General features: G+C 40.2%; 1 protein-coding gene and 1 pseudogene. Both read right to left on the bottom strand.

Translation table 11 applies throughout. From position 1 onward, the window contains the following. Positions 1-19: 19 nt before the first annotated feature. Positions 20-2803 (bottom strand): annotated as a pseudogene (locus tag GNE10_RS32605) (GAF domain-containing protein). Positions 2804-3392: 589 nt separating this feature from the next. Further along, positions 3393-3872: an NADAR family protein gene (locus tag GNE10_RS32600; RefSeq protein WP_185570153.1), complete on the bottom strand. Its 480-nt coding sequence runs from the start codon at positions 3870-3872 to the stop codon at positions 3393-3395. Positions 3873-3976: the final 104 nt, after the last annotated feature.

Raw genomic sequence — 3976 nt, 5'->3', positions numbered from 1 at the left:
TACCCTTTCCCCTTTCCCCTTAACTAATTGCCCCTGGCGGCTGAACGGGAATCTCAATCCAGAATTCTGTACCTTTGCCTGGTTCTGAAATACACTCCATTATTCCGCCATGTTTTTCGACGATAATTTGATAGCTGATTGCCAATCCCAGTCCTGTACCTTTACCTACAGGTTTGGTGGTGTAAAATGGGTCAAAAATTCGCTTTTTTATTTCTTGAGTCATTCCAGGGCCATTGTCACTAATACGAATCAACACACGAGAGTTGTCTGGTGAAACTTTAGTGGAAATGTGAATTGTGGGGATTGGACATTGGGGATAATCGGCGTGGTTTTGTTCATCTCGAAATTCTCCTATTTCTTGTTCATCTTCCCATCTCCCCACCCCCCACCCCCCCTAGCCTATTGCCAAAACATCTATAGCATTGCTGATAATATTCATGAATACTTGATTCATTTGCCCTGCATAACATTCCACTCGTGGAATTGTGCCATAGTCTTTGATGACTTCAATGCCTGGAAATTCAGGATTTCCTTTGAGGCGGTGTCGCAAAATTAATAAAGTGTTGTCAAGACCTTCGTGTAGATCGACGCGCTTGTTTTCTGACTCATCTAAGCGAGAAAAATTGCGTAATGACAGCACTATTGAACGGATGCGATCGCTTCCTACTTGCATTGATTCCATGATTTTTGGCAAGTCTTCCACCAAAAAATCAAAATCGATGGCTTCGATGGCAGCCTGAATTTCATTATGGGGATTGGGATAATGTAGCTGGTAGAGGCGTAAAATTTCTAGTAATTGTTCGGTATAGTCGCTGGCATGGCAGAGGTTACCGTAGATAAAGTTAACTGGGTTATTAATTTCGTGGGCGATACCTGCTACCAATTGTCCTAAGGCAGACATTTTTTCAGTGTGAATCAATTTTGTCTGCGTTTCTTGGAGTTGATGCAGAGTACGTTCTAACTGTACAGCTTGATTCCTGGCTTCAGCTTCCGCAATGCAAGTTTGTTCGTAGAGTTGTGCTTGTTGAATGGCGATCGCAGCTTGATCTCCTAGCTGTTGCAATAAATCAATTTCCGCATCCTGCCAATTTCTGGGGCCATCGCACTGATGGGCAATCAGTAATCCCCATACTTGCATACCTATGTTGATTGGAACAATTAAGTTGGCTTGCACTTGTAGACTTTGTAAAAAATCTCGGTGGCAAGGACTCAAAGAAATGCTTGATACATTGTTGATGGCTCGCACTCTACCTTGGAAGTATAATTTAATAAAGTCATCAGGAAAGCATTCTCCTGGTGCTTGCACTCCCAAAACTGAGTGCCAACTGCCATTAATTTCTTCCACGATCACCGATTTTGTTTGGATTTGGAAAATTAATACTCTGTCTGAATTCAGGAGCGATCGCACTTCCCGAACGATCGTCTGGAGGATTATCTGCGAGTCTAATGTACTGCGGATGTGGTCTGTGACTTGTTTGAGTACTTTGGTGAATAGTAATGATTTTTCTAGTTCAGCAGTTTGCTCTTGCACCCGCAGTTCTAGGTTGGAATTGAGGGCTTGTACTTGTTTGTACATTTGCTGCTGCTGAATTGCCATTGAAAAATGATCGTACAGAGCTTGAGCTAATAAAATATCTTCTATCTTCCACTCAAGTGCTTGCCCTTTTTTTTCCTCTCGCCAAACTTCAAAGGAAAGTTGCGGTAATAATTGCCGCCGATTATCTTCGCACTGTCCAGCCCATAAAATTGCTGTGTCAAATTCCGAGCGAAAAATGGTTAATACACCAGTAAATTTTTCGCGATAATGTAGCGGAATCACCATCAGACCCCGAATTGGGGTAGAACGGAACCCCAAAGCTAAAACTCGCAAACGCGCTTCCCTATAAAGGTCAGCAGTTGCCCAAATACCGCCCGGTTTAGACTCAGCCATCCAGGTTTGCCACATAGAATGCTCTTCGATGAGGCTATTTTCTAGCTCGAATGGTAGTTTCGGCTGTTCGCCACAGGTATATAATTCTTTACTTTCTTCAAGATAAAGCCTACCACCTATGCCAGCGAAGGCAGTAATTACTTCTTCTAATGCGCCCTGTAATTGAATGGTTGGCAGTTTATGTAATAGTGTGGTGACTCGGTTAATAGTGGCTTCTCGTTCTTGTTGGGCGATGGCTTCAGTGAATAGGCGACTTTGAGCGATGGCGATCGCCACTTGATCGGCAACTTGCTGCACTAATCTCAGTTCTCGCTTCAGAATCCTTCGCTCTTGGGTGTGATGAGATACCAGCAATCCCCACAATCGGGGTTTTGCCGATTCTTCTTTCAAGTCGTAATGCAGAATTGGCACTACTAAGGAAGACTGCACGCCCATTGCTTTTAAATATTCAATATGGCAAGGATCTACTTGCCGATAGTAAATATTAGTTTGTAGACGTTTGCCAGTTTCTTTTGACTTTAGAGGTGATACCCCAATTTTCCCACTAGCGACATCTACAATTGAACGTTGTCCTGCTAGCAGAAACATCTCTCTAGCTTCTTGTGGAATATCATGGACTGGAAAGCGTAACCCCAATAAAGATGGTAGACGCTGTTCATCAATAGATTCAGCAATAACTTCACCGCTACCATCAACATTAAACCGATACACCTTGACTCTATCTGTACCCAAAAACAACCGTACTTCGGCAACAGTAGCCGTTAAGATCTCTTGGAGATCGAGCGATCGCCTGATCTGTTTCGTCATCCGATGCAGTAAACTTTCTTGGTCTAAGCTTTGCTGCAACCAGTTTGGTTTATCGGTGAATGTCATCGCTTATATACACCATGACTGAAGTATAAAAAAGTTTTTTTATAGCTGTCTTTGATGAGAATTTTAAAATTACAGTTCCGTGATTCTCATCCCATTTCATCAAATTACTGTCGCAGATATTTTTGTAAATGGTAAGTTGATGCACTTTCAAATTGCATAATTGCACTCGCTAGAAAAATGCGGGAACACAAAGATGCAATTTGAATCATGATTAGCTTATTAAAGAATATTTTACAAGTATTAGAATCACTGTGATTAAAATTGATTAAGGAAAATTTAAAAACGCTGATTTTATTACACAGACTTTACAAATCTCCTCTAAAGTTTATAATTAATAAAATTTTAATTATTGACACCTATTAATTCTATATTCTCAATGATTAAACTCTTTCAGTAATTTCACTCAACTTAGTAGCTGATTAATTGCTTGAAATTAACAATATTTTTTAAAAATGCTGCCCATTTAGCCAATAAATTAAGATTGTTGCCAATTAAATTACTTATTTTGGGCGATTGATTGAGAATTTTTTGCCTGGGGAATTTAACTATTCCCCGTTGAATTGCTGATTTTATGTTGAATGTAACTTTTTTAATTAAATTCTTCGTGAATTACCGTTAAAGATAGCAATTTACGGATTTCTTCACGAACGTTGATGAGAATTTTACCGAGATGATTTTGACCGGTTTTATTAGCGCCACAACCCCAATAATAATCAATTGGAGAGTTTTCAACCAACATTTCATCGCCTGTCCTCAACAGAACTTCTCTAATATCAGCATGAGTGAGAAACTTTTTGAGTACAGCTTCTCGCATTACTTGGATTTTGACTAAATCCCAGTCTCTACGTAGTTGGCGAGTGCTACATCTTCCCAAAGCCGCAGCTTCTTCAGGTGTGGGGGCGGCATGAATGAAAGGTATAATTACTGCATCCGTACTGCCCACAAACTTTTGTGCTTGATAATAATGCTCAACTGTCGGCCAGTAAACACCCTGGAGATGAATTCCGTGAAAAGAAAAGTTAGAAAAACAGCCGTAAGGTTGCCAAGCCTTATAAAAGTAAATGGTCATTTGAAAATTGCTCTTATATATATTTATTTTCACTCTAACTAACTGTTGTGTGATTTAAAACCCCTACAGTAATGTAGGGGTTTAGCATCAGGTCAGGTATTTAC

This window comes from Nostoc sp. 2RC (assembly GCF_014222165.1).
GTDB classification, from domain to species: Bacteria; Cyanobacteriota; Cyanobacteriia; order Cyanobacteriales; family Nostocaceae; genus Nostoc; species Nostoc linckia.
The sequence above is the reverse complement of the archived record's forward strand: the minus strand, read 5'-3'. Positions and strand labels throughout refer to the sequence as shown.

Bases quoted from the DNA above. Each gene is read 5' to 3' on its own strand.
- GNE10_RS32600 (WP_185570153.1), bottom strand. From the start codon at position 3,872: ATGACCATTTACTTTTATAAGGCTTGGCAACCTTACGGCTGTTTTTCT.